This is a genomic window from Streptococcus sp. LQJ-218 (assembly GCF_003428885.1).
In the GTDB taxonomy this organism is placed as follows: Bacteria; Bacillota; Bacilli; order Lactobacillales; family Streptococcaceae; genus Streptococcus.
Window position 1 is genome coordinate 67,490 of the sequence record NZ_QQRU01000007.1, and the last position, 24,777, is coordinate 92,266.

A 24,777-nucleotide genomic window follows, 5' to 3' on the forward strand; every position below is an offset into this window, starting at 1 on the left:
CGATGGCATGTCCCAAACATCGTAATATTCTACCTACAGTCTAGCATATTTTTTGAAAAATGGCAAAGGGCAAGAAAAAAGAGACCAAATGAATGCACTTGGTCTCTCTTGTGATTAGCTTAATTCAGCAACGATAGCTTTGATTTGTTCTGCTGTGTGAACACCGGCCACTTGTTTAACTACTTGTCCATCTTTTTTGAAAAGAAGAGTTGGAATAGACATGATTCCAAAAGCACGAGCTGTGTTTGGGTTTTCATCAACGTCCATTTTAACGATTTTCAAGACATCTTCTGAAAGTTCCTCAGACAATTTGTCCAAGATTGGACCTTGCATACGACATGGACCACACCAAGTTGCCCAGAAGTCTACCAAGACCAATCCGTCTTTTGTTTCTTGTTCGAATGTTGCATCTGTAATTGCTTTTGACATAGTATTTCTCCTTTTTTAGTTATATTGGCTTAAATCTTGTTTCTTGAGATAGAAGAAGATATCTCCATAAGTCCCATGGTAGTCCAAATCATGACCATTGTAAGTTAATTTTTGGACAGGGTAGTAGTCTGCGACGCCGATAAGGCAAGCTTGTTGTGAACGATCAAAGTCTTCATAAGAATCGAAGGTTATAGTTCTTTCGTTCTTGCTTGCATCTAGATAGGTAATTTCAATCATGTTTAAAACTCCTTTGTTTAATGATGACTTTATTTTACTCCTTGTAAAGGAGAATGTCAAGAAAAATGATTGCGCACGCAACTTTTTTATAAAATTATCTTAAACCCAGAAATCCAAACCAGCTTCCAAGCTTTCTTCGACAGCTTTTTGTAGAGAGGCCAGTGTCTTTTGCCCATCACTTGTCAGGCAGATAAAGCTAGAACGTCGATCTTGGTCACAACACCTGCGACTAAGCAGACCGCAATTTTTGGCTTCCAAGCGAGCCACCATCCGAGAAACAGCGCTCGGGCTCAAATGAAGCTTATCTGGCAGGTCAATCTGGCGTAGAGATTTTTCTTGTGCCAAGTCCAGATAGTAGAGCAGGTAGAACTCTTTCAAGGTTAGACTTTGCTCGCTCTGCTGGGCAATAGTCTCTTCCAAGAGGCTTTCAATTTCTTTCTGACGCCGATTGAAGTCAAACCATTTTTCCAAATAGGTCATAGTATCTCCTTTCTTTTTAGAGTTGTAATATAGAAGAAGGTCCATTCATAGACAGTCTCTGTATTACAAGATGATTGCGCATGCAATTATTATACTACTTTTCAAGAATGCTGGCAAGAAGGATGCTGAAATCTTTTACCCTAAATCAGGCCTGTTTTCACAAGTCAAGAATTGTTTGTATCCCCTTTCCATTTCTAATTTTCATTATCCCTTGTGCATTTCCTTGAAATTTTCTGAAAAAAGAGTAAACTGGTATGCAAGAAGTCTATTTCGTGGAGTTTAGGATGAAATTATATGTTCAATTAATGATTCTCTTTGTGATTTCTCTAATCGGAGAGGGAATTTCTAGTTTTTTTCATTTGCCCATCCCAGGCAGTATTATTGGTTTAATCATTCTCTTTCTCGCCCTACAATTCAAGTGGCTGAGAACCAGACATGTCAACATGGTAGGGAATTTCTTGCTGGCCAATATGACCATTCTCTTTTTGCCGCCAGCAGTGGGAATCATGGAGAAGTTTGATGTGATTGCTCCCTATCTTTTGCCAATTGTTTTGATTGTCTTTTTTGCAGCAGTGATTAATATCATCTTGATTGCGCTTGTGGTTCAATTTATCAAAAAACGCTATGAAGGTGACTATGAAGAAAGAGGTACCAAATGAGCGAATTTGTTTCCAATCCCCTGTTTGGGCTAGCCCTGTCTATCTTAGCCTATCTAGTGGGAATGCTGATTTACAGACGTTTTCCCCATCCATTGACAACGCCCTTGCTTTTGTCAGCTATTTTCATTATTATCTTTCTAAAGGTGACGGGGATATCTTACCAAGATTATTACCAAGGTGGGGTTTATCTGAACAACTTGATTGTCCCATCGACCGTGGCTCTGGGGATTCCGCTTTATAAGAGTTTTCACTTGATGAAGCACCATGCTCGGAGTATTCTCTTTGGTAGTTTGTTAGCGGTAGTGGTCAATACCTCTTTCACGGCCCTAGTGGCAAAGATTTTTGGCATGGACTTTTTTCTAGCCATTTCTCTCTTTCCTAAGTCAGTGACAACCGCTATGGCAGTGGGAATCACAGAAAAATTGCAAGGTTTGACGACTGTGACTTTGGTCGTTGTTGTGGCAACTGGGATTTTAACCAGTGTGATTGGCCCAACCCTTTTGAAGTGGTTGAAAATTGATGACCCAGTAGCGGTTGGTCTTTCCCTTGGAGGAACAGGTCACGCAGTCGGAACGGGTACGGCCTTTCGATACGGCTCTGTAGCAGGAGCCATGGGGGGCTTGGCTATTGGTGTCACCGGTATTCTTTATGTCTTTGTCAGCCCTATCGTAGCCAGTTTGATATTGAGTTAAATCAAAACCCAGCTGTTTAGCTGGGTATTTTTTATTGCAAATTAACCTTGTTTCTCAAAATATAGTAGGTTCCGAGATAAAAGATAGCTATGAAAATGAGTTCTTCAACAATGCCTACGCTTGCTCCCATATAGAAATTACCATTGAATCCTGCAAGTGAATTGACATAGAAGTTAGTACTGGTATTGAAGAAAACTCCAATAAATCCAATGACGATTTGGATACCAATGTAGGCTACAATTGACAGTGCGGTACGGTATTCGTTGAAAAGCTGTCCGATGGAGATGGCCAAGTAAATGCAGAGGATCCCTGAAATTGTACTAAGCAGGAAGGATAAGACAATAAGACCAAAGCCGGTAAAATGTTCTCCAACAAATGATAGAAGAGTAGAAAGTTGAACTTCATCAGAGTTTGTTGACAATAACATAATGTAGATACATAGGAGTAAGACAGCAGTGCTAATCACAGACCAGATAAAGGCACCGATTAGTTTGGCTGTGATGATATGGTGTTCGGAAACTGGCAAGGTCAAAGTCAGATAGCCTTGGCGGTCATAGACACTACCCTTGAAGCGACGGATAATCAAAATCAAGGTTGAAATCCCAAGTGTAATCATCAAGCCACCAAAGACTGTAGCTAGAAAAAATAGCATAGCAGATTGACTTTCTTGGTAAGGTAGATTTTTAAAGGATTGTGTCTGTATTCCGATAAGGGCAGAAAGTGCCAACACAGCACCATAGAGGGCTAAATACCATTTGTTAACATTTTTAAATTCATAACGAACTAAATTCCAAAACATAAATAATCTCCTTTGCTTAGGCCTTAAATTCCTGACGGAAGAGTTGGTCGATGGATTCACCTGACTCATAGCGAATGTCATCTACATTGCCTTGACGGACGACTTTTCCATCCTTTACAAAGATAATCTCATCCAAGATTGGTTCAATGTCTGAAATCAAGTGGGTTGAAATCAAGACAGTCGAAGTTGGCGAGTAGTTGTTGATGATGGTGTTCAAGATATAGTCACGAGCTGCGGGGTCTACACCCCCGATTGGTTCATCAAGGACGTATAGACGAGCATCGCGACTCATAACCAAAATCAGTTGTACCTTTTCTTTGTTCCCTTTTGATAATTTCTTGAAACGACTATTTTCATCGATGCCAAGGTCACGAAGAAGACCTTGAGCACGTTCCAGATTGAAATCTTTATAGAAGGTCTTGAAGTAGGTTAGGGCTTCCTTGACCTTCATCTGTTCGTTTAGATAGGTCGTATCAGGTAGATAAGAAACAATTGCTTTAGTTGCTGGGCTTGGTTCCATACCATTGATAAGGATACGGCCTGTCTCTGGTTGCAAGAGGCCATTGATTAGTTTAATCAAGGTTGTTTTTCCTGAACCGTTTGGTCCAAGGAGACCAACAATTTTTCCAGCTGGGATGTCAAGAGAAACATTTTCCAGGGCTGGGGTTGCTCCATAAGATTTGGATACATTTTCAAATGCTAGTAATGACATAGGCTTAAACTCCTTTAATATAATCACCGACTACGCCTGGTAGTTCTTCTTTTTCATAGCCAAAATGGGTCATGGAGGAAACGAAGTGTTCCAATTCTTCTTCCGATAATTGTTTGCGTGATTGGGCAATCAGTTCCCTATCCTCAGTCACAAATCGTCCAGTTGTTCGCTTGCTGTAGACAAATCCTTCTCGTTCAAGGTCTGACAAGGCTCTTTGGATGGTGTTGGGATTGACACCGGCTTCGCTAGCTAGCTCTCTCACGGTTGGAAGTTGTTGATTGGGTTCCAGTGTGTGGGAAACAATCTGAAGCTTGATTTTCTCCATAATCTGCAAATAAATGGGTTTATTGTTATCAAATGTCCAAGACATCACGATCTCCTTTCTATTTACCTTTGTGTTAATTAAATAACACAACAAAACAAAAAACTTGTCAAGCAAAAAGAAGAATTGTTTTGGGAATCGCTTAAAAAATGGTATAATGAAAAGAAAACGATAAGGAGGGAAAGGATGCGTTGTCCAAAATGTGGGGCTACCAAGTCAAGTGTTATCGATAGTCGCCAAGCAGAAGAAGGGAACACCATTCGTAGAAGACGTGAGTGCGACGAATGCCAACACCGTTTTACAACCTACGAACGAGTAGAAGAAAGAACCTTAGTGGTTGTTAAAAAAGATGGCACACGGGAACAATTCTCCAGAGATAAAATCTTTAATGGGATTATCCGCTCAGCCCAGAAACGTCCTGTGTCAAGCGATGAAATCAACATGGTAGTTAATCGTATCGAACAGAAACTCCGTGGTCGAAATGAAAATGAAATTCAAAGTGAGGACATTGGTTCTCTCGTCATGGAGGAATTGGCTGAATTGGATGAGATTACCTATGTACGTTTTGCCAGCGTCTATCGTAGTTTTAAGGATGTTAGTGAGTTAGAGAGCTTGCTCCAACAAATCACCCAGTCCTCTAAAAAGAAAAAGGAAAGTTAAATGAAGCCAATTGACCGTTTTTCTTATCTAAAGAATAATCGGGTGTCGCAAGATACCTCATCTCTGGTACAGTGCTACCTCCCGATTATCGGTCAGGAGGCACTGAGCCTTTATCTTTATACGATTAGTTTTTGGGATAATGGTAGAAAGGAATATCTTTTTTCAAGTATTCTTAATCATCTTAACTTTGGGATGGATAGACTGATAAAATCCCTGAAAATCCTATCTGCTTTCAATCTCTTGACTCTCTATCAAACTGGGGATGTTTATCAGCTAGCCCTCCATGCTCCTCTATCTAGTCAAGACTTCTTGGAACACCCTGTTTATCGCAGACTTTTGGAGAAGAAGATTGGTGATGCAGCTGTGGAGGATTTGAAAGTTGAGAGTGCTGATGGTCAAGAAATACCTGTCTCACTCAATCAAGTCTTTCCAGACTTGGCAGAAGTGGGAAGTCAAGAAGACCTTAGTCTCAAGAAGAAAGTGGCCAATGATTTTGACTTGGACCATTTTCGTCAGCTTATGGCTCGAGATGGGCTTCGTTTTGCGGATGAGCAGTCCGATGTCTTAAACCTCTTTGCCATCGCCGAGGAAAAGAAATGGACTTGGTTTGAGACCTATCAACTGGCCAAGTCAACAGCTGTTTCCCAGGTTATTTCAACCAAACGCATGCGGGAAAAAATCGCTCAAAAACCTGTTTCTTCTGACTTTAGTCCTAAGGAAGCAACCATTATCAAAGAGGCTAAAAGTAAAACGGCCCTGCAGTTCTTAGCAGAAATCAAGCAAACACGTAAGGGAAACATTACCCAAACAGAAAGAGAACTCTTGCAACAGATTGCTGGTTTGGGATTGTTGGATGAAGTCATCAATGTTATCTTGCTCCTGACCTTTAATAAGGTGGATTCGGCCAATATCAATGAAAAATATGCCATGAAGGTGGCTAATGACTACGCCTATCAAAATATCCGTAGTGCAGAGGAAGCTGTCCTGCGTATTCGTGAACGTGGCCAAAAAGCAAAAACGCAAAAGCAGAATCAGACTGCCCCAGCAAAAACCAATATACCCAAGTGGAGCAATCCTGAATACAAGAATGAAACGAGCGAGGAAACTCGTCTGGAACTAGAACGTAAGAAACAAGAACTATTAGCTCGATTAGAAAAAGGAGGAGATTAGATGGAAAGTGTCGGAGATGTACTCAAACGTCAACCTAGCCGATTTCAGTATCAAGATTTGGTCCAGAAAATCATGAAGGACCCTGATGTTGCGGACTTTATCCAGCAAGAATCCCTCAGTCAGGAGGAATTAAATCGTAGTATCTCCAAATTTAATCAGTACATCACCGAGCGCGACAAGTTCCTTCGTGGTGATACGGATTATATTGCCAAAGGATACAAGCCTATCCTAATCATGAACCATGGCTATGCAGATGTTTCCTATGAAGAAACTCCTGAACTAATCGCGGCTGAAAAAGAAGCGGCGATTAAAAACCGTCTTAAGCTAATCAATCTTCCAGCTAGTCTTAAAAAAGCTAGTTTAGCTCAAGTAGACTTGGATGATTTGGGGCGCCTGCCAGTTTTTGAAAAGCTCCTAGCCTTTGTGGAGCAATATCCAGCTATTCGAAAAGGTTTGTACTTGTATGGAGACTTTGGTGTGGGTAAAAGTTTCATGGTGGCAGCACTAGCTCATGATTTGTCAGAAAAACGTGGTGTTTCATCAACGCTCCTCCACTATCCGAGCTTTGTCATTGATGTCAAAAATGCCATCGGTGATGGCAATGTTAAGACCTTGGTGGATGAGATTAAGCTTGCTGAAGTCCTGATTTTGGATGATATTGGTGCCGAGCAATCAACAGCTTGGGTGCGTGACGAGATCCTGCAGGTCATTCTCCAATATCGTATGCAGGAAGATTTGCCAACCTTTTTCACCTCCAATTTCAATTTTGAAGATTTGGAGAAGCATTTTGCTAAAGGGAAAAATGGAAATGATGAAACATGGGAAGCTAGACGCGTCATGGAACGCATTCGTTATTTAGCAGAGGAAACAAGACTTGAAGGAGAAAACCGCCGATGACAGAAACAATCAAATTAATGAAGGCTCACACTTCAGTGCGTAGATTTAAAGAGCAAGAAATTCCTCAAGCAGACTTAAATGAGATTTTGACAGCTGCCCAGATGGCCTCGTCTTGGAAAAATTTCCAATCCTACTCTGTGATTGTGGTGCGAAGTCAAGAGAAGAAAGATGTCTTGTATGAATTGGTGCCTCAAGAAGCCATTCGCCAGTCTGCTGTTTTCCTTCTCTTTGTCGGAGATTTGAATCGAGCAGAAAAGGGGGCACGACTCCATACGGATGTTTTCCAACCCCAAGGGGTGGAAGGCCTCTTGATTAGTTCGGTCGATGCGGCTTTGGCTGGGCAAAATGCCTTGCTTGCGGCAGAAAGCCTAGGATATGGTGGAGTGATTATCGGCTTGGTGCGGTACAAGTCAGAAGAAGTGGCAGAACTCTTTAACCTGCCTGACTACACCTATCCTGTCTTTGGGATGGCACTAGGTGTGCCAAATCAACAGCATGATGTGAAACCAAGACTGCCACTAGAGAATGTTGTCTTTGAGGAAGAATACCAAGAACAGTCAACTGAGGCTATTGAAGCCTATGACCGTATACAGACTGAATATGCAGGTGCGCGTGCGACCACAAGCTGGAGTCAACGTTTAGCGGAGCAATTCGGCAATCCAGAACCAAGCTCAACTAGAAAAAATCTTGAACAGAAGAAGTTATTGTAGAAAGTGAGAAATTATGGCCCTACCAACTATTGCCATTGTAGGACGTCCCAATGTTGGGAAATCAACCCTATTTAATCGGATCGCTGGTGAGCGAATCTCCATTGTAGAAGATGTCGAAGGAGTGACACGTGACCGTATCTATGCAACGGGTGAGTGGCTCAATCGTTCGTTTAGCATGATTGATACAGGAGGAATCGATGATGTCGATGCTCCTTTTATGGAACAAATCAAGCACCAGGCAGAAATTGCCATGGAAGAAGCAGATGTTATCGTTTTTGTCGTGTCTGGTAAGGAAGGAATTACCGATGCGGACGAATACGTTGCCCGTAAACTTTATAAAACTCATAAACCAGTCATCTTAGCCGTTAACAAGGTGGACAATCCAGAGATGCGAAATGATATCTATGATTTCTATGCCCTCGGTTTGGGTGAACCATTGCCGATCTCATCTGTCCATGGAATCGGGACAGGGGATGTACTGGATGCTATCGTGGAAAACCTCCCACGTGAAGTTGAAGAAGAAAATCCAGATGTCATTAAATTCAGCTTGATTGGTCGTCCAAACGTTGGAAAATCAAGCTTGATCAATGCCATCTTGGGAGAAGATCGTGTCATTGCTAGTCCAGTCGCTGGAACAACGCGTGACGCTATTGATACCCATTTTACAGATACAGATGGTCAAGAGTTTACCATGATTGATACGGCTGGTATGCGTAAATCTGGTAAGGTCTATGAAAATACTGAGAAATACTCTGTTATGCGTGCCATGCGTGCTATTGACCGTTCAGATGTGGTCTTAATGGTCATCAATGCGGAAGAAGGCATCCGTGAATACGACAAGCGTATCGCAGGATTTGCCCATGAAGCTGGTAAAGGGATGATTATCGTGGTCAATAAGTGGGATACACTTGAGAAAGACAACCACACTATGAAAAACTGGGAAGAAGATATCCGTGAGCAGTTCCAATACCTGCCTTACGCACCGATTATCTTTGTATCAGCTTTGACCAAGCAACGCCTCCACAAGTTGCCTGAGATGATCAAGCAAATCAGCGAGAGTCAAAATACCCGTATTCCATCAGCTGTCTTGAACGATGTCATCATGGATGCTATTGCCATCAACCCAACACCGACAGACAAAGGAAAACGCCTTAAGATTTTCTATGCGACCCAAGTGGCAACCAAACCACCAACCTTTGTCATCTTTGTCAACGAAGAAGAACTCATGCACTTTTCTTACCTGCGTTTCTTGGAAAATCAAATCCGCAAGGCCTTTGTCTTTGAAGGAACACCGATCCACCTCATCGCAAGAAAACGCAAATAAAAAAGTAGAATCTGGAATGACATTTCCAGATTTTTTTGATAGAATGAAGTTGAAGAAAAGGCTATCAAAAAGAGGTGTCGATGATGGAACATTTGTTTAAATCCTTGCTTATATTTCCCGTTTTTTACTTTTTCAGCTGGATTGAAAAGGTCAATAGAGATAGTAAATTTTTCCCAATTTTTTACTATTTTTACTGGATTTACATCACCCTCTACGCTCTTTTTAGCCTTGTTTTGACAGTTTTTTCAGTCCTGTTTTTCAATATCGTCTTGAGAAATATGGCAGACATCAAGCTTTGGGGCAGTTGGTTATTATTACTACTTATTGCTTTTGCCAGTTCTTGGGTAACCTATATCTTTTTCAAAAAAATGCTCCGCTTGAGACAGGAACTAGGGAAGCCAAAAGGTGGAAGGCACTGATTTATATTGGTAATAACATTTAATAGAACGAAACTAAAGAAAACAATTTTAAAGAGGAGGTGTCGCTGATGAGATTGTCCTTTAATTGGTTTCATTTGATACTCTTATTTCCTTGTTTTTATTTTTTCTATTGGATAGACAATGCTGACAGAAACAGTAAAATTTTCCCAATCATCTACTATTTTTACTGGATTTATATTTCCCTTTTAGCTCTGTTTAGCTTGGATATGACAATTTTTTCATTCTTATTTTTCCCTTTTGTTCTAAAACATGATTCGGATGCTAGTACTTGGGGTGTTGGGTTGCTTTTGCTAGTCATATCTCTAGCCAGCGACTGGTTAGCCTATATCTTTTTCAAAAAAATGTTTCGCTTGAGACGGGAACTAGTGAAGTCTAAAGGTGGAAGGCATTGATTTATGTGGTTTTTTAATAGGAGGTAGCTTATGGCACATCTAAAATCATTTATTACACGTTATTCCAAGATCTATATGGGTTTAGTTCTGCTAATCTGGATTGCTTTTTTCTTTCTTCCTTGGGGCAGTCCGATTCTGGGGATGACGATTGATATCTATGTCATACAAAAAATCTTGCTAGTTTTTGGAATTTTGTCCATTTTGATGGCCTTCTTATCCAACGATGGGGTTCTCTTAATTTTTGGACTCATCTGTTGCATTAATCTTTGGATTAATCTATTTATCCTATTTGCTCTTTTGCCGATTTTTGGCAATTAAAGCATCCTAAAAGTCAGAGAGGTTAGCTTGGAAACTAGCCTCTTTTTCCTTTTCAAAATGGGGATTCTTCCTTGAAAATAATCAGTAATTGTGCTAAAATTAAAAGAACATTCTAAAATATTCGGAATTTAAAGTAAGGAAAAACATGGCTAATATTTTAAAAACAATTATCGAAAATGATAAAGGAGAAATCCGTCGTCTGGAAAAGATGGCTGACAAGGTTTTCAAATACGAAGACCAAATGGCTGCTTTGACTGATGACCAACTAAAAGCAAAAACAATTGAATTTAAAGAACGTTATCAAAATGGAGAATCACTGGATTCATTGCTTTATGAAGCATTTGCGGTTGTTCGTGAAGGTGCTAAACGTGTCTTAGGCCTCTTCCCATATAAGGTTCAGGTCATGGGTGGAATCGTTCTTCACCATGGTGACGTGCCAGAGATGCGTACAGGGGAAGGGAAAACCTTGACTGCGACCATGCCAGTATACCTCAATGCCCTTTCAGGTAAAGGAGTTCACGTAGTTACGGTCAATGAATATCTATCTGAACGTGACGCGACTGAGATGGGGGAATTGTACTCATGGCTTGGTTTGTCAGTAGGGATTAACTTGGCTGCCAAATCTCCAATGGAGAAAAAAGAAGCCTATGAGTGTGATATTACCTACTCAACCAACTCAGAAATTGGATTTGACTACCTTCGTGATAACATGGTCGTTCGCGCTGAAAACATGGTACAACGTCCGCTTAACTATGCCTTGGTCGATGAGGTTGACTCTATCTTAATTGACGAAGCTCGTACACCTTTGATTGTATCAGGTGCTAATGCGGTTGAAACCAGTCAGCTCTACCACATGGCAGACCATTATGTAAAGTCTTTGGACAAAGACGATTACATCATCGATGTGCAGTCTAAGACCATTGGTTTGTCTGATTCAGGGATTGACAAGGCGGAAAGCTACTTCAAGCTTGACAATCTCTATGACATCGAAAATGTGGCTTTGACTCACTTTATCGATAACGCCCTTCGTGCCAACTACATCATGCTTCTCGATATTGACTATGTGGTTAGTGAAGAGCAAGAAATCTTGATCGTTGACCAATTTACAGGTCGTACCATGGAAGGTCGTCGTTATTCTGATGGCTTGCACCAAGCCATTGAAGCCAAAGAAGGTGTGCCAATTCAGGATGAAACCAAGACATCTGCCTCAATCACTTACCAAAACCTTTTCCGTATGTACAAGAAATTGTCTGGTATGACAGGTACTGGTAAGACTGAGGAAGAAGAATTCCGTGAAATTTACAATATTCGTGTTATTCCAATCCCAACAAACCGTCCTGTTCAGCGTATTGACCATCCAGACTTACTTTTTGCTAGCATTGAAGCTAAGTTTAAGGCGGTTGTAGAAGATGTTAAGGCTCGTTACCAAAAAGGTCAGCCTGTCTTGGTTGGTACAGTAGCGGTTGAAACTAGTGACTACATTTCTAAGAAATTGGTCGCAGCTGGTGTTCCTCACGAAGTCTTGAATGCCAAGAACCACTACAAAGAAGCCCAAATCATCATGAATGCTGGTCAACGTGGTGCTGTTACTATCGCGACCAACATGGCCGGTCGTGGTACCGACATCAAACTTGGTGAAGGGGTTCGCGAATTGGGTGGACTTTGTGTCATTGGTACAGAACGTCATGAAAGCCGTCGTATCGATAACCAGCTTCGTGGTCGTTCAGGCCGTCAAGGGGATCCAGGTGAGTCACAATTTTACCTATCTCTAGAAGATGATTTGATGAAACGTTTTGGTTCTGAACGCTTGAAGGGAATCTTTGAACGCCTCAACATGTCTGAAGAGGCGATTGAGTCTCGTATGTTGACACGTCAGGTTGAGGCGGCGCAAAAACGTGTCGAAGGAAATAACTACGATACCCGTAAACAAGTCCTACAATACGATGACGTCATGCGTGAACAACGTGAGATTATCTATGCTCAACGTTACGATGTCATCACTGCAGACCGTGACTTGGCACCTGAAATTCAGGCTATGATCAAACGCACGATTGAACGTGTCGTTGATGGTCATACGCGTGCTAAACAAGATGAAAAACTTGAAGCAATTTTGAACTTTGCTAAGTACAACTTGCTTCCAGAAGATTCTATTACGATTGAAGATTTGTCAGGCTTGTCTGATAAGGCCATCAAGGAAGAACTCTTCCAACGTGCCTTGCAAGTTTACGATAGTCAGGTTTCAAAACTACGCGATGAAGAAGCAGTTAAAGAATTCCAAAAAGTCTTGATTCTACGAGTGGTAGATAACAAGTGGACAGATCATATCGATGCTCTCGATCAATTGCGTAACGCAGTTGGACTACGTGGCTATGCTCAGAACAACCCTGTTGTTGAGTATCAGGCAGAAGGCTTCCGTATGTTTAATGACATGATTGGTTCGATTGAGTTTGATGTGACACGCTTGATGATGAAAGCACAAATTCATGAACAAGAAAGACCACAAGCGGAACACCATATCAGTACAACAGCGACTCGCAATATCGCTGCCAACCAAGCAAATATATCTGAAAAACTGGATTTGAGCCAGATTGGACGGAATGAACTTTGCCCATGTGGTTCTGGTAAGAAGTTTAAAAACTGTCACGGTAAAAGACAATAAAAATGAGATAGTTTAGAGGCGGATACCTTGTGAAAAGTAAATTTTTACTTGGTATCCGTTTGCTTTATAAGGAGATGAGTTATGGTATTTACAGCAAAAAGTCCTAAAATTAATATTGAAGAAGTTCGTGCCTTATCAAAATTAGAAGGCCAAGCTTTGGAGAGAAAATCACAGCGCGATCAAGAGCTAGAAGCCATTATACGTGGAGAAGACCAGAGAATTCTCTTGGTAATCGGGCCATGCTCATCTGACAATGAAGAAGCTGTCCTTGAATACGCTAAGCGTTTGGCGACTCTACAAGAAGAAGTGGCAGAGCGTATCTTTATGGTTATGCGTGTTTATACTGCCAAACCTCGTACCAACGGAGATGGTTATAAGGGCTTGATTCACCAGCCTAATGCGACAGAAGCGCCTAGCCTCATTAATGGAATTAAAGCCGTTCGCCATCTTCACTATCGTGTCATCACGGAAACAGGTATGACGACAGCTGATGAAATGCTTTATCCTGAAAATCTTCCACTAGTGGATGATTTGATTTCTTACATGGCGGTTGGTGCTCGTTCAGTTGAAGACCAGCAACACCGCTTTGTGGCAAGTGGAGCAGATTTCGCGACTGGCTTTAAAAATCCAACTTCTGGAAATCTCAATGTCATGTTTAATGGGATTTATGCTGCTCAAAACAAACAAAGTTTCCTTTTCCTAGGAAAAGAAGTGGAAACAACTGGTAACCCGCTTTCACATGCCATTCTTCGTGGAGCGATTAATGAGTATGGTAAGAATATTCCTAACTACTACTATGATAATTTGATGGATACCATTGCCCAGTATGAGAAAATGGGCTTGGAAAATCCCTTTATCATTGTCGATACCAATCATGACAATTCTGGTAAGCAATACATGGACCAGATTCGAATTGTCCGCCAGACCTTGATTAACCGTGATTGGAATAAAAAAATCAAGCAGTATGTTCGTGGCTTTATGATTGAGTCTTATCTAGAAGACGGTCGCCAAAACGAACCAGAAGTATTTGGAAAGTCGATCACAGACCCTTGCCTAGGCTGGGAAAATACGGAAGCCCTTGTCAGAGAAATCTACCAAACGCTAGGAGAATAAGATGGCATTTATTGAAAAAGGTCAAGAAATTGATATTGAAGCAATCAAGGCAGAAACTCAATTGTCTGCGGAAGCCTTGCGCCTAAAGGAGCGCCGGGATAGAGAATTGGCAGACATTATTTCAGGAGAAGATGACCGGATCCTGTTGGTGATTGGTCCTTGCTCGTCTGACAATGAAGAGGCTGTCTTGGAATATGCCCGCCGTTTATCAGCCTTGCAAAAGAAGGTGGCGGACAAGATTTTCATGATTATGCGTGTTTATACAGCTAAACCTCGTACCAACGGAGACGGCTATAAAGGTTTGGTTCACCAACCAGATACCTCTAAGGCTCCAAGCCTGATTAACGGCTTACAGGCTGTGCGCCAGTTGCACTTCCGCGTGATTACAGAGACAGGTTTGACAACGGCAGATGAGATGCTTTATCCGTCCAATCTGGTCTTGGTAGATGATTTGGTCAGCTACCATGCTGTTGGAGCTCGTTCTGTGGAAGACCAAGAGCACCGCTTTGTGGCCTCGGGGATTGATGCACCGGTCGGTATGAAAAATCCAACCTCTGGAAATTTGGGTGTTATGTTTAACGGTATCTATGCCGCTCAGAATAAACAGACCTTCCTCTTTCATGGTCAAGAAGTTGAGACTTCAGGAAATCCCTTGGCCCACGTCATCCTTCGTGGTGCAGTTAATGAATATGGTAAAAACGAGCCTAACTTTTACTATGAAACTTTGTTAAATGCCATTGAACGCTATGAAACTATGGGACTTGAAAATCCTTTTATCCTCATCGACACTAACCATGACAATTCCGGCAAGCAATATATGGAACAGATTCGAATCGTTCGTCAGACCTTGCAAAATCGTGATTGGAATGAGAAGATTAAAAAGACAGTTCGAGGATTTATGATTGAGTCTTACCTAGCAGATGGTCGTCAAAATCAACCAGAGGTCTTTGGTTGCTCTATTACAGATCCTTGCTTGGGTTGGGAAAATACAGAGGCCTTGGTAGAAGAGATTTATGCTACCTTGACAAAATAAGTGAAAAGGATGGAGTTGGGGGAATCTCAACTCCTTTTGATAAGAATGATAGTTGGACACGGAATTGACATCGAAGAATTGGCTTCGATAGAAAGTGCAGTTACACGACATGAAGGATTTGCTAAGCGCGTGCTGACCGCTCAGGAAATGGAACGGTTTAACAGTCTTAAAGGGCGCAGACAAATCGAATATTTAGCTGGTCGCTGGTCTGCTAAAGAAGCCTTTTCCAAGGCCATGGGAACTGGTATTGGCAAGCTAGGTTTTCAGGATTTGGAAGTCTTGAACAATGAACGCGGGGCGCCTTATTTTAGTCAGTCACCATTTTCAGGAAAGATTTGGCTGTCTATCAGCCATACAGATCAGTTTGTGACAGCCAGTGTCATTTTGGAGGAAAATCATGAAAGCTAGTCCGCACAGACCAACCAAGGCTCTGATATGTCTAGAAGCTATTCGACAAAATATTCAGCAAATGGGGGCTCATATCCCTCAAGGAACGCTCAAATGGGCTGTGGTCAAGGCCAATGCCTATGGACATGGAGCAGTCGCTGTTGCCAAGGCGATTCAAGATGATGTTGATGGTTTTTGCGTTTCCAATATTGATGAAGCTCTTGAACTCAGACAAGCTGGACTCAGCAAGTCAATCCTCATTTTAGGAGTTTCTGAAATCGAAGCTGTTGCTCTAGCTAAAGAATACGACATCACCTTGACAGTAGCTGGATTGGAGTGGATTCAAGCACTCTTAGATAAGGAAGCTGACCTAACTGGATTGACAGTCCACCTCAAGATTGATTCAGGAATGGGAAGGATTGGTTTTAGAGAGGCCGATGAGGCTGAGCAGGCTCAAGCTTTGCTCCAACAACATGGTGCTCGTGTTGAAGGGATTTTTACCCACTTTGCTACTGCTGACGAGGAATCAGATGACTATTTTAATAAACAGTTAGAACGGTTTAAAACTATTTTAGCTAGTATGAAAGGTCTTCCAGAGCTGGTTCATGCCAGCAATTCTGCAACGACCCTTTGGCATGCAGAGACCATTTTCAATGCGGTTCGTATGGGAGATGCTATGTATGGCCTGAATCCCAGCGGAGAGGTTTTGGATCTGCCTTATGACCTGACACCAGCCTTGACCTTGGAATCTGCCTTGGTTCACGTCAAGACAGTTCCAGCTGGAGCTTGCATGGGCTACGGAGCGACCTATCAAGCGGATAGTGAGCAAGTCATTGCGACGGTGCCAATCGGCTATGCGGATGGTTGGACACGAGACATGCAGAATTTCTCTGTCTTGGTAGATGGACAAGCTTGCCCAATAGTCGGGCGAGTTTCCATGGACCAAATCACCATTCGTCTGCCTAAGCCTTACCCACTCGGAACCAAGGTCACCTTGATTGGCTCCGACGGAGATAAAGAAATCACAGCTACTCAGGTAGCGACCTACCGTGGAACTATTAACTATGAAGTGGTTTGTCTCCTCAGCGACCGCATTCCGAGAGAATATGATTAGAAAAGAAAGGAGTGGAGCATGAATCTACATCAACCCTTGCATGTCTTGCCTGGTGTGGGGCCAAAGTCAGCAGAGAAATATGCCAAACTAGGAATTGAAAGCTTGCAAGACCTCTTGCTCTACTTTCCTTTCCGTTATGAAGATTTTAAAACCAAGCAGGTTTTGGAGTTGGAAGATGGTGAAAAGGCGGTCCTTTCTGGTCAAGTCGTGACTTCTGCCAGTGTCCAGTATTATGGTTTCAAGCGCAATCGCCTGCGTTTTAGCCTCAAGCAGGGAGAAGTCGTTTTTGCGGTGAATTTCTTTAACCAACCCTACCTAGCTGACAAGATTGAACTAGGTGCAACTCTTGCCATCTTTGGAAAATGGGACCGCGCCAAGGCTAGTTTGACTGGGATGAAGGTCCTGGCTCAGGTGGAAGATGACCTCCAACCTGTCTATCGTCTGGCCCAAGGAATCAGTCAGGCTAGTCTGGTCAAGGTCATCAAGACAGCCTTTGATCAGGGACTGGACCTCTTGATAGAGGAAAATCTTCCCCAGTCTTTACTAGACAAATACAAACTCATGTCCCGTTGTCAGGCAGTCCGAGCTATGCATTTTCCTAAGGATTTGGCAGAATACAAGCAGGCCCTTCGCCGTATCAAGTTTGAGGAACTCTTTTATTTCCAAATGCAGTTGCAGACGCTCAAGTCTGAAAATAGAGTTCAGGGAAGCGGTCTGGTTTTGAACTGGTCTCAGGAAAAAGTGACAGAAGTCAAAGAAAGACTGCCATTTGCCCTGACCCCAGCTCAGGAAAAGAGTTTGCAGGAAATTTTGAACGACATGAAGTCGGACCACCATATGAATCGTCTCCTGCAAGGAGATGTGGGGAGCGGAAAAACGGTAGTCGCTGGCTTGGCCATGTTTGCGGCGGTGACGGCTGGCTACCAAGCCGCCCTCATGGTACCGACAGAAATCCTTGCAGAGCAACACTTTGAGAGTCTACAGAATCTCTTCCCGGACCTAAAACTCGCTCTTTTGACAGGTTCCTTAAAAGCTGCAGAAAAGAGAGAAGTCTTGGAGACTATTGCCAAGGGTGACGCTGATTTGATTATCGGAACTCACGCTCTGATTCAGGATGGGGTGGAGTATGCTCGCCTTGGCTTGATTATTATCGATGAGCAGCACCGCTTTGGTGTGGGACAAAGGCGTATTTTACGAGAAAAAGGCGACAATCCAGATGTCCTCATGATGACAGCGACTCCCATTCCACGGACGCTGGCCATCACGGCCTTTGGGGATATGGATGTTTCCATTATCGACCAGATGCCAGCAGGGCGGAAGCCTATTGTGACACGTTGGATCAAGCATGAGCAGTTACCTCAGGTTTTGACTTGGTTAGAGGGAGAAATTCACAAAGGTTCTCAAGCCTACGTTATCTCTCCCTTGATTGAAGAATCAGAAGCTCTGGATTTGAAAAATGCCATTGCCTTATCAGAAGAGATGACGGCTCATTTTGCAGGAAAAGCAGAGGTGGCCCTTCTACATGGTAAGATGAAGAGTGATGAAAAAGATCAAATTATGCAGGCTTTCAAAGAACAAAAAACGGATATTCTAGTTTCGACGACGGTTATCGAGGTTGGGGTTAATGTTCCCAATGCGACCGTCATGCTTATCATGGATGCCGATCGCTTCGGGCTTAGCCAACTTCACCAGCTCAGAGGTCGTGTCGGTCGGGGGGACAAGCAGTCCTATGCTGTTCTCGTTGCCAATCCTAAGACGGATTCTGGGAAAGACCGCATGCGCATCATGACAGAAACCACCAATGGATTTGTTCTTGCGGAGGAAGATTTGAAAATGCGTGGTTCTGGTGAAATTTTTGGAACCAGACAATCAGGACTACCAGAGTTCCAAGTGGCTGATATTATCGAAGATTTTCCGATTTTAGAAGAAGCCAGAAAGATTGCAAGCTACATTAGTTCGATAGAAGGTTGGCAAGAAGATCCAGAATGGCGCATGATTGCCCTTCATCTGGAGAAGAAAGAATACCTAGATTAAGCTTTCTCTAAGGAAATCTTATACTCAATGAAAATCAAAGAGCAAACTAGGAAGCTAGCCGCAAGCTGTACTTGAGTACGATAAGGCGACGCTGACGTGGTTTGAATTTGATTTTCGAAGAGTATTAAGCTAGCTTTCAGGTTTGCCCTTTATACTAGAGTCATCAAAAAGAAACGAGGGCTCTCACATGACAGTAGCTATTAAAGTAAATTACCAAACCACTTTCCAAAAGAAAGAAGCAAAAAACTAAGATTGAGCAGAAGAAGAAAGAGCGAAATGCTCTTTTTTGTTTCTAAAACTACTTTCAGCCCATCATCCTAAAAGTAAAGAATCTAAATTCACTTTCTATTTACCATTCTTTCTTGCATTGATTTCTTATATGTGCTACAGTTGTGATAGCGATTACAAAACAAAAGGAGCGTGCTATGAAAAATCTAGATTTGCTAGAAGAAATCAAGACTTATAAAGGAAGGGATGAGGTTCCAGAAGACTTTGATGCTTTCTGGGATGAAGAAGTGAAAAAAGTTTCAATACTACCAGTCTACCAGTTGGAGGAGAGAGATTTCCACATTCCTCAAGTCAAGTGCTATGAGCTCACTTTTGAAGGAACCAATGAAGGCAAGGTCTATGCACGCGTCGTTCTTCCAAAGTGTGAGGAGAAGGTTCCGCTAATTTTCCATTTCCATGGCTATATGGGGCGTGGTTGGGACTGGGCCGACATGCTGGCCTTTACCGTAGCTGGTTACGGTGTTGTGTCCATGGACGTTCGAGGCCAGTCGGGTTACTCACAAGACGGCTTGCGTTCTCCTTTGGGGAATACGGTTAAGGGGCATATTATCCGTGGTGCTGTGGAGGGTCGGGAACACCTCTTCTATAAGGATGTTTATCTGGATATTTACCAGTTGGTTGAAATTATGGCTAGTCTGCCTCAGGTAGATGAGAAGCGACTTTCCAGCTATGGTGCCTCGCAAGGAGGAGCTTTGGCCCTAGTTGCAGCAGCACTCAATCCTCGAATTCAGAAAACTGTTGCCATCTATCCTTTCTTATCAGACTTTAGACGAGTGCTTGAGATTGGCAATACCAGTGAGGCCTATGACGAACTGTTCCGTTATTTCAAGTTTCACGACCCCTTCCATGAAACTGAGGAGGAAATCATGGCGACCCTTGCCTATATTGATGTGAAAAATCTTGCCCATCGTATCAAAGGTGAGGTCAAGATGATTACAGGCTTGGACGACGACGTCTGCTATCCTATTACCCAGTTTGCGATTTACAACCGTCTGACTTGCGATAAGGTCTATCGTATCATGCCTGAGTATGCCCACGAAGCCATGAATGTATTTGTCAATGATCAAGTCTACAACTGGCTATGTGGTAGTGAGATTCCTTTTAAATATGTGAAGTGATGAATGAGAGAGCCCAGGAGCTCTCTTTTTTGTTATAAATGTTGAAAGTACTTTTAAAAATATTAAAATATTAAAATATTTCTGAAAGTAAAATCTATTCTATGACAAGCTTGAGATAAACCTATGACTTTGTTGTATAATAAAGAAAAAGTCTCTAGGAAAGGAGTGAAAGAGCTACTGTTTGGACTGCAGCTAGCTAAATTTTGAAAGAGAGAAGGAGAGGAACTATCGTTTATTAATTACTTTCTTGTGTTTTCCTATGGTGGGGAGTAAAAATTTTAAAACAAAAAGAAAGCGCTTTATTTTGGGTGATATTGAAAGGTAGAAAGATGAATCAGAAGAATTTTGACAGAAAACAAAGATATGGTATTCGTAAATTTGCAGTGGGTGTGGCCTCTGTAACCATTGGTGCGGTGGTGTTTGGAGTGAACCCTGTATTGGCAAATGAACAAGGGAACTCAACTGTAACCGCTGCTGAAAATAATAATCAAGATTTATCAGAATTACCAAAAGAAGTTTCTTCAGGCAGTTTTGCTCAGTTAGATAGTGAATTAGCTGGAAAAATGGCAACAGAGAAAGACAATGGTGTGGAAGTTGAACAGGATAAGTTAAAGAAAAATGAGACTACTGAAGTAGAGACGACCACTCCAACAAATACATCTGCAGCTGACAATACACCAGCTCCTGCTGATACACCAGAAACAGATTCTGCAACTACAGAAGCAAGTAACAAGGAGCAAAATAAAGAAGAAGAGGGAGTACTTCCTCGAGATTATTATGCTAGAGACATCGCAAACACAACTCCAGTAGTAGAAAAAGAAGATGTTGAAACAAATTCGGAAAATGTTCAGCGTGTAGACCTAGCCAGTGAATTAGATACATTGAAGAAGCTTCAAAATGCGACCATTCATATGGAATTCAAGCCAGATGCCAAAGCTCCAGCATTTTATAATCTATTCTCAGTGTCTAGTGATAAGAAAAAAGATGAGTACTTCACAATGGCTGTTCTCAATAATACAGCATTAATTGAGGGGCGTGATGCAAATGGAGCACAATTTTATGATAAGTATACGGATGCTCCATTACAAGTACGTCCTGGCCAGTGGAATTCAGTAACTTTCACAGTTGAAAAACCGACAGAAGAATTACCTAATGGTCGAGTGCGCCTCTATGTGAACGGGGTATTATCTCGAACAAGTCTGAAATCTGGTAAATTTATCAAGGATATGCCAGATATTACACATGCTCAAATCGGAGCAACCAAGCGTGCTAGTAATACTGTTTGGGGATCCAATCTACAAGTTCGGAACTTAACTGTCTATGATCGTGCTTTAACACCAGATGAAGTTCAAACACGGAGTCAACTATTTGAAAGAGGTGATTTGGAAAAGAAACTTCCAGAAGGTGCGAAAATCTCAGATAAAGAAGATATCTTTGAAGGCGGAATGCATAATCAACCAAATAAAGATGGGATTAAGAGTTATCGTATTCCTGCTCTTCTTAAGACAGATAAAGGTACTCTAATTGCTGGTGCAGATGAACGTCGTCTTCATTCAAGTGACTGGGGTGATATCGGCATGGTTGTTAGACGAAGTGAGGATAATGGGAAGACATGGAGAGACCGAGTATCTATTACAAATTTACGAGACAATCCAAAAGCCTCTGATCCATCAATCGGTTCACCAGTGAACATCGATATGGTTTTAGTTCAAGATCCTGAAACAAAACGAATTTTTTCTATCTATGATATGTTCCCAGAAGGGAAAGGAATCTTTGGAATGGCTGATCAAAGAGAAGAAGCCTATAAACAAATCGATGGCAAAACTTACCAAATTCTCTACAAAGAAGGCGAAGAAGGTTCCTATACAATACGCGAAAATGGCACAGTTTATACTCCAGATGGGAAAACAACTGATTATCGTGTTGTTGTAAACCCAGTTAAACCAGCTTATAGCGATAAGGGTGATTTGTATCAAGGAAATCAACTATTAGGAAATATTTATTTCACAAGCAATAAAACATCTCCATTTAGAGTTGCTAAGGATTCTTATCTATGGATGTCTTACAGTGATGATGATGGTAAGACTTGGTCAGCACCACAAGATATTACCCCAATGGTAAAAGCTGATTGGATGAAATTCTTGGGTGTGGGTCCTGGAGTAGGGATAACCCTTCGTACCGGTCCAAATAAAGGTCGAATCGTTGCTCCTGTCTATACGACTAACCGTACCAACCACCTCAATGGTTCCCAATCATCTCGAATCATCTACTCAGACGACCATGGAAAGACTTGGCATATGGGAGGTGGTGTCAACGACAATCGTACGCTTTATGATGGTACAGTTGTTGATTCAAGCACTATGAACAATTATTATGCTCAAAATACAGAGGCTTCTGTTGTTCAATTAAATAATGGTGATCTCAAACTATTTATGCGTGGTTTGACAGGTGATCTACAGGTTGCGACAAGTTATGATGGTGGTATTACATGGGACAACTATGTAGCACGCTATGATGTACCTGATGTTTATGTTCAAATGGCGGCGACTCATACGGTTCAAGATGGTAAGGAGTATATCCTTCTAGCAAATGCCAATGGCCCAGGCCGTAAGAATGGTTATATTCGAGTAGCTCGCGTAGAAGAAGATGGCGAGTTGACTTGGTTGCACCATCATTTGATTCAAGAAGGTGAGTATGCTTATAACTCACTTCAACAGATTGGACCAAAAGAATTTGGTCTCTTGTACGAGCATCATGAAGCTGGTGGCAATCCTTATACTCTATCCTTCAAGAAATTCAACTGGGATTTCTTGACCAAGGAAAGAATTTCTCCTAAAGAAGCAAAAGTAAAATATGCTATTCAAAAATGGCCAGGTATTATTGCGATGGAGTTTGATTCGGAAGTATTGGTAAATAAGGCTCCGACCCTTCAGTTGGCAAATGGTAAAACGGCAACCTTCATGACTCAGTACGATCCCAAAACTCTCTTATTTACAGTGAATCCAGAGGACATGGGTCAAAGGATTACAGGTCTAGTTGAGGGTGCAATTGAAAGTATGCACAATTTACCAGTTTCTTTGGCTGGCTCTAAACTAAGTGATGGTATTAATGGCAGTGAAGCTGCTGTCCATGAGGTTCCAGAGTTCACAGGAGGCGTTAATGCAGAAGAAGCAGCTGTGGCAGAGATACCAGAGTACACGGGACCATTAGCAACAGTAGGTGAAGAAGCAGCTCCAACAGTTGAAAAACCAGAGTTTACAGGTGGTGTCAACGCTGTTGAGGCAGCAGTCCATGAACTTCCAGAGTTCAAGGGTGGTGTTAATGCGGTTCTAGCAGCCTCAAATGAGATTCCGGAATATAGAGGAGGTGCTAACTTTGTCTTGGCTGCCTCAAATGACCTGCCAGAGTATAAGGGTGGAGTCAATGGCAATGAAGCAGCAATCCATGAAGTGCCAAAGTATAAGGGAGAAGTCAATGGCGATGAAGTAGCAATCCATGAAGTGCCAGAGTATAAGAGTGGAGTCAATGGCGATGAAGTAGCAATCCATGAAGTGCCAGAGTATAGGGGAGACACCAATCTAGTATTGGCGGCGGCAGACAACAAACTATCTCTAGTCCAAGATGTGACCTATCAAGCGTCAGCAGCTAAACAAGATGAACTTCCAAATACGGGAAGCAAGGAAACAGGCTCACTAATTTCTCTTGGCCTTGCGGGGGTCCTCTTATCACTCTTTGCATTTGGAAAAAAGAGAAAAGAATAATAAGTAAGAGTTATTTGAGTAGGTCTCGGAAGAGGTAGCAGGTTTTCAAGCCTGCTATCTTTTTGATGACATTCAGGTTGATTCGAAATCATAAGGAGTCTGAAACTACTTTCAGAAATAGCTGTTCTATAAAATACTTTTGAAACTGAAATCTATTCTACCACAAACGGTTGAAAGCGCTTTAAAAATAATATATAATGAACCCATAAGAACAAAGAAAAGGAGGAAAGAGGATGCCACAGATTACTAAAGAAGCCTTGATTGCACAAATCAAAGATGGAATCATCGTTTCTTGTCAGGCCCTTCCTCACGAACCGCTTTATACAGAAGCGGGAGGAGTCATTCCCCTGCTGGTCAAAGCGGCTGAGCAAGGTGGAGCAGTTGGTATCCGAGCAAACAGTGTTCGTGATATCAAGGAAATCAAGGAGGTTACCAACCTTCCAATCATTGGGATCATTAAACGAGATTATCCACCGCAAGAACCCTTCATCACTGCTACTATGAAAGAAGTTGATGAATTAGCAGAACTCGACATAGAAGTGATTGCTCTGGATTGTACCAAGCGTGAACGCTACGATGGTTTGGAGATTCAAGAGTTTATTCGTCAGGTTAAGGAAAAATATCCTAACCAGCTTTTGATGGCTGATACAAGTACTTTTGAAGAAGGACTAGCGGCTGTTGAAGCAGGAATTGACTTTGTCGGAACAACCTTATCAGGATACACATCTTACAGTCCAAAAGTGGATGGCCCCGATTTTGAATTAATCAAAAAACTCTGTGATGCCGGTGTAGATGTTATTGCGGAAGGAAAAATTCATACACCAGAACAAGCTAAGCAAATCCTAGGTTACGGAGTGCGAGGCATCGTTGTAGGTGGCGCTATTACTAGACCAAAAGAGATTACAGAACGCTTCGTTGCTGGTCTTAAATAACACAATTTAAAAACAGAGGAGAGTGGTGGATGCGTCGAATGAAATAAAAACGTATACAAATGCAAAGAACTCATTATCCAATATGGATACGCTTATC

At 42.0% G+C, this 24,777-nt stretch carries 25 protein-coding genes; 19 read left to right on the top strand and 6 right to left on the bottom strand.

Features of this window, described 5'->3' with window-relative positions; genetic code table 11:
- Positions 1 to 114: 114 nt before the first annotated feature.
- The 3 genes from trxA to D2908_RS07240 form a co-directional block, all read right to left on the bottom strand.
- Entirely contained in the window at positions 115 to 429 is a 315-nt protein-coding gene (trxA, locus tag D2908_RS07230; protein WP_045497805.1) for a thioredoxin, read from the bottom strand.
- 15 nt (positions 430 to 444) lie between these two features.
- Complete coding sequence (locus D2908_RS07235) at positions 445 to 666, bottom strand: DUF4649 family protein (protein WP_049497602.1); 222 nt, start codon at positions 664 to 666, stop codon at positions 445 to 447.
- A gap of 99 nt (positions 667 to 765) precedes the next feature.
- The gene (locus D2908_RS07240; protein WP_165847464.1) at positions 766 to 1,146 is read right to left on the bottom strand and encodes a MarR family transcriptional regulator; all 381 of its coding nucleotides are present in this window, start codon (positions 1,144 to 1,146) and stop codon (positions 766 to 768) included.
- Positions 1,147 to 1,430: 284 nt separating this feature from the next.
- On the opposite strand from D2908_RS07240, the gene D2908_RS07250 reads away from it, so the two are divergent.
- Together D2908_RS07250 and D2908_RS07255 are read left to right on the top strand one after the other, a co-directional pair.
- Entirely contained in the window at positions 1,431 to 1,805 is a 375-nt protein-coding gene (locus D2908_RS07250; RefSeq protein WP_000781324.1) for a CidA/LrgA family protein, read from the top strand.
- Positions 1,802 to 2,497 (top strand): LrgB family protein, encoded by a 696-nt coding sequence (locus D2908_RS07255; RefSeq protein ID WP_001288943.1) that lies wholly within the window; start codon positions 1,802 to 1,804, stop codon positions 2,495 to 2,497. The genes D2908_RS07250 and D2908_RS07255 overlap by 4 nt, the downstream gene beginning before the upstream one ends.
- Positions 2,498 to 2,528: 31 nt before the next feature.
- Here the strand turns inward: D2908_RS07255 and D2908_RS07260 are convergent, their stop codons facing one another.
- The 3 genes from D2908_RS07260 to D2908_RS07270 are packed head-to-tail and all read right to left on the bottom strand — an operon-like array spanning position 2,529 to position 4,378.
- Entirely contained in the window at positions 2,529 to 3,296 is a 768-nt protein-coding gene (locus tag D2908_RS07260; RefSeq protein WP_165847465.1) for a hypothetical protein, read from the bottom strand.
- Positions 3,297 to 3,312: 16 nt separating this feature from the next.
- Positions 3,313 to 4,008: an ABC transporter ATP-binding protein gene (locus D2908_RS07265; RefSeq protein ID WP_117305984.1), complete on the bottom strand. Its 696-nt coding sequence runs from the start codon at positions 4,006 to 4,008 to the stop codon at positions 3,313 to 3,315.
- 4 nt (positions 4,009 to 4,012) lie between these two features.
- Complete coding sequence (locus tag D2908_RS07270) at positions 4,013 to 4,378, bottom strand: GntR family transcriptional regulator (RefSeq protein WP_117305985.1); 366 nt, start codon at positions 4,376 to 4,378, stop codon at positions 4,013 to 4,015.
- Positions 4,379 to 4,516: 138 nt separating this feature from the next.
- On the opposite strand from D2908_RS07270, the gene nrdR reads away from it, so the two are divergent.
- The 17 genes from nrdR to D2908_RS07360 all read left to right on the top strand — a co-directional run bounded on the left by nrdR (position 4,517) and on the right by D2908_RS07360 (position 24,680).
- A complete protein-coding gene (gene nrdR / locus D2908_RS07275) occupies positions 4,517 to 4,990 on the top strand; it encodes a transcriptional regulator NrdR (protein ID WP_117305987.1) in 474 nt (157 codons plus the stop codon).
- Positions 4,991 to 6,160 carry a replication initiation and membrane attachment family protein gene (locus tag D2908_RS07280; protein ID WP_117305989.1) on the top strand — a complete coding sequence of 390 codons (1,170 nt, stop codon included), beginning with the start codon at positions 4,991 to 4,993 and terminating at the stop codon, positions 6,158 to 6,160.
- Positions 6,161 to 7,057: a primosomal protein DnaI gene (gene dnaI / locus D2908_RS07285; RefSeq protein ID WP_117305991.1), complete on the top strand. Its 897-nt coding sequence runs from the start codon at positions 6,161 to 6,163 to the stop codon at positions 7,055 to 7,057.
- Positions 7,054 to 7,767 (top strand): NADPH-dependent oxidoreductase, encoded by a 714-nt coding sequence (locus tag D2908_RS07290; RefSeq protein ID WP_117305993.1) that lies wholly within the window; start codon positions 7,054 to 7,056, stop codon positions 7,765 to 7,767. The genes dnaI and D2908_RS07290 overlap by 4 nt, the downstream gene beginning before the upstream one ends.
- A gap of 13 nt (positions 7,768 to 7,780) precedes the next feature.
- A complete protein-coding gene (gene der, locus D2908_RS07295) occupies positions 7,781 to 9,091 on the top strand; it encodes a ribosome biogenesis GTPase Der (protein WP_117305995.1) in 1,311 nt (436 codons plus the stop codon).
- A gap of 83 nt (positions 9,092 to 9,174) precedes the next feature.
- Positions 9,175 to 9,510, top strand: coding sequence for a hypothetical protein (locus D2908_RS07300; RefSeq protein WP_165847469.1), 336 nt, complete (start codon positions 9,175 to 9,177; stop codon positions 9,508 to 9,510).
- A gap of 68 nt (positions 9,511 to 9,578) precedes the next feature.
- The gene (locus tag D2908_RS10155) at positions 9,579 to 9,923 is read left to right on the top strand and encodes a hypothetical protein (RefSeq protein WP_117305999.1); all 345 of its coding nucleotides are present in this window, start codon (positions 9,579 to 9,581) and stop codon (positions 9,921 to 9,923) included.
- Positions 9,924 to 9,953: 30 nt separating this feature from the next.
- The gene (locus tag D2908_RS07310) at positions 9,954 to 10,241 is read left to right on the top strand and encodes a hypothetical protein (protein WP_117306001.1); all 288 of its coding nucleotides are present in this window, start codon (positions 9,954 to 9,956) and stop codon (positions 10,239 to 10,241) included.
- 145 nt (positions 10,242 to 10,386) lie between these two features.
- A complete protein-coding gene (gene secA, locus D2908_RS07315; RefSeq protein ID WP_117306003.1) occupies positions 10,387 to 12,900 on the top strand; it encodes a preprotein translocase subunit SecA in 2,514 nt (837 codons plus the stop codon).
- A gap of 81 nt (positions 12,901 to 12,981) precedes the next feature.
- Positions 12,982 to 14,013 (top strand): 3-deoxy-7-phosphoheptulonate synthase, encoded by a 1,032-nt coding sequence (locus tag D2908_RS07320; RefSeq protein ID WP_049497626.1) that lies wholly within the window; start codon positions 12,982 to 12,984, stop codon positions 14,011 to 14,013.
- 1 nt (position 14,014) lies between these two features.
- Positions 14,015 to 15,046, top strand: a complete 1,032-nt coding sequence (locus D2908_RS07325) for a 3-deoxy-7-phosphoheptulonate synthase (RefSeq protein ID WP_117306004.1) — start codon at positions 14,015 to 14,017, stop codon at positions 15,044 to 15,046.
- Positions 15,047 to 15,091: 45 nt separating this feature from the next.
- Entirely contained in the window at positions 15,092 to 15,454 is a 363-nt protein-coding gene (gene acpS / locus D2908_RS07330) for a holo-ACP synthase (protein ID WP_049544584.1), read from the top strand.
- Entirely contained in the window at positions 15,444 to 16,547 is a 1,104-nt protein-coding gene (gene alr, locus D2908_RS07335) for an alanine racemase (RefSeq protein WP_117306006.1), read from the top strand. The genes acpS and alr overlap by 11 nt, the downstream gene beginning before the upstream one ends.
- Positions 16,548 to 16,565: 18 nt before the next feature.
- Positions 16,566 to 18,581 carry an ATP-dependent DNA helicase RecG gene (recG, locus tag D2908_RS07340; protein ID WP_117306007.1) on the top strand — a complete coding sequence of 672 codons (2,016 nt, stop codon included), beginning with the start codon at positions 16,566 to 16,568 and terminating at the stop codon, positions 18,579 to 18,581.
- Between the two features lie 425 nt (positions 18,582 to 19,006).
- Positions 19,007 to 19,987, top strand: coding sequence for an acetylxylan esterase (locus D2908_RS07350; RefSeq protein WP_117306010.1), 981 nt, complete (start codon positions 19,007 to 19,009; stop codon positions 19,985 to 19,987).
- Between the two features lie 329 nt (positions 19,988 to 20,316).
- Positions 20,317 to 23,748: an SIALI-17 repeat-containing surface protein gene (locus D2908_RS07355; RefSeq protein ID WP_117306012.1), complete on the top strand. Its 3,432-nt coding sequence runs from the start codon at positions 20,317 to 20,319 to the stop codon at positions 23,746 to 23,748.
- A gap of 233 nt (positions 23,749 to 23,981) precedes the next feature.
- Positions 23,982 to 24,680: an N-acetylmannosamine-6-phosphate 2-epimerase gene (locus D2908_RS07360; protein ID WP_001135679.1), complete on the top strand. Its 699-nt coding sequence runs from the start codon at positions 23,982 to 23,984 to the stop codon at positions 24,678 to 24,680.
- The last annotated feature ends 97 nt before the right edge of the window (positions 24,681 to 24,777 follow it).

Bases quoted from the DNA above. Each gene is read 5' to 3' on its own strand.
- alr (WP_117306006.1), top strand. From the start codon at position 15,444: ATGAAAGCTAGTCCGCACAGACCAACCAAGGCTCTGATATGTCTAGAA.
- D2908_RS07360 (WP_001135679.1), top strand. From the start codon at position 23,982: ATGCCACAGATTACTAAAGAAGCCTTGATTGCACAAATCAAAGATGGA.
- D2908_RS07235 (WP_049497602.1), bottom strand. From the start codon at position 666: ATGATTGAAATTACCTATCTAGATGCAAGCAAGAACGAAAGAACTATA.
- dnaI (WP_117305991.1), top strand. From the start codon at position 6,161: ATGGAAAGTGTCGGAGATGTACTCAAACGTCAACCTAGCCGATTTCAG.
- D2908_RS07350 (WP_117306010.1), top strand. From the start codon at position 19,007: ATGAAAAATCTAGATTTGCTAGAAGAAATCAAGACTTATAAAGGAAGG.
- secA (WP_117306003.1), top strand. From the start codon at position 10,387: ATGGCTAATATTTTAAAAACAATTATCGAAAATGATAAAGGAGAAATC.
- D2908_RS07290 (WP_117305993.1), top strand. From the start codon at position 7,054: ATGACAGAAACAATCAAATTAATGAAGGCTCACACTTCAGTGCGTAGA.
- D2908_RS07320 (WP_049497626.1), top strand. From the start codon at position 12,982: ATGGTATTTACAGCAAAAAGTCCTAAAATTAATATTGAAGAAGTTCGT.
- D2908_RS07240 (WP_165847464.1), bottom strand. From the start codon at position 1,146: ATGACCTATTTGGAAAAATGGTTTGACTTCAATCGGCGTCAGAAAGAA.
- D2908_RS07355 (WP_117306012.1), top strand. From the start codon at position 20,317: ATGAATCAGAAGAATTTTGACAGAAAACAAAGATATGGTATTCGTAAA.
- der (WP_117305995.1), top strand. From the start codon at position 7,781: ATGGCCCTACCAACTATTGCCATTGTAGGACGTCCCAATGTTGGGAAA.
- D2908_RS07270 (WP_117305985.1), bottom strand. From the start codon at position 4,378: ATGTCTTGGACATTTGATAACAATAAACCCATTTATTTGCAGATTATG.
- D2908_RS07280 (WP_117305989.1), top strand. From the start codon at position 4,991: ATGAAGCCAATTGACCGTTTTTCTTATCTAAAGAATAATCGGGTGTCG.
- D2908_RS07250 (WP_000781324.1), top strand. From the start codon at position 1,431: ATGAAATTATATGTTCAATTAATGATTCTCTTTGTGATTTCTCTAATC.
- D2908_RS07265 (WP_117305984.1), bottom strand. From the start codon at position 4,008: ATGTCATTACTAGCATTTGAAAATGTATCCAAATCTTATGGAGCAACC.
- nrdR (WP_117305987.1), top strand. From the start codon at position 4,517: ATGCGTTGTCCAAAATGTGGGGCTACCAAGTCAAGTGTTATCGATAGT.
- D2908_RS07300 (WP_165847469.1), top strand. From the start codon at position 9,175: ATGGAACATTTGTTTAAATCCTTGCTTATATTTCCCGTTTTTTACTTT.
- trxA (WP_045497805.1), bottom strand. From the start codon at position 429: ATGTCAAAAGCAATTACAGATGCAACATTCGAACAAGAAACAAAAGAC.
- recG (WP_117306007.1), top strand. From the start codon at position 16,566: ATGAATCTACATCAACCCTTGCATGTCTTGCCTGGTGTGGGGCCAAAG.
- D2908_RS10155 (WP_117305999.1), top strand. From the start codon at position 9,579: ATGAGATTGTCCTTTAATTGGTTTCATTTGATACTCTTATTTCCTTGT.
- D2908_RS07325 (WP_117306004.1), top strand. From the start codon at position 14,015: ATGGCATTTATTGAAAAAGGTCAAGAAATTGATATTGAAGCAATCAAG.
- acpS (WP_049544584.1), top strand. From the start codon at position 15,092: ATGATAGTTGGACACGGAATTGACATCGAAGAATTGGCTTCGATAGAA.
- D2908_RS07310 (WP_117306001.1), top strand. From the start codon at position 9,954: ATGGCACATCTAAAATCATTTATTACACGTTATTCCAAGATCTATATG.
- D2908_RS07255 (WP_001288943.1), top strand. From the start codon at position 1,802: ATGAGCGAATTTGTTTCCAATCCCCTGTTTGGGCTAGCCCTGTCTATC.
- D2908_RS07260 (WP_165847465.1), bottom strand. From the start codon at position 3,296: ATGTTTTGGAATTTAGTTCGTTATGAATTTAAAAATGTTAACAAATGG.